Annotated in this window: 1 pseudogene; it reads left to right on the plus strand. The window is 76.2% G+C overall.

Annotation, left to right across the window (positions count from 1 at the left end):
• Positions 1-471, plus strand: a pseudogene (locus ACSNOH_RS35130) (DNA polymerase III subunit gamma and tau); the annotation flags it as partial.

Genomic DNA, 471 nt, shown 5'->3' on the forward strand with positions numbered 1-471 from the left:
GCGCCCGCCCCCGCAGCGGCCGCCGCCGGCGCCGGCTCCCAGGCCGGCAGCCCCGTCGGCGACCCCGGCCAGGTCCGCCAGATGTGGCCCGCCATCCTGGACGCGGTCAAGAACCGCCGCCGCTTCACCTGGATCGTCCTCAGCCAGAACGCCGAGGTCGTCGGCTTCGACGGCACCACCCTGCAGGTCGGCTTCGCCAACGCCGGCGCCCGCGACAGCTTCGCCAACAGCGGCAGCGAGGAAGTCCTCCGCCAGGCGATCAACGACGCCTACCAGGGCCAGATGCCGTGGAAGATCGAGCTCGTCGTCGGTACGGGGGGCGGCACCCCGGCGGGCGGCCCCGCAGGCGGCTTCGGCGGCGGCAGTGGCTTCGGAGGAGGCGGAGGTGGAGGCGGTTACGGCGGCAGCGGTGGCGGCGGCTACGCCCCGCAGGCTCCGGCTGCTCACGCCCATGCCCCCGCACCCGCCGCC

This window comes from Streptomyces sp. URMC 127, from assembly GCF_051386535.1.
GTDB lineage: Bacteria > Actinomycetota > Actinomycetes > Streptomycetales > Streptomycetaceae > Streptomyces.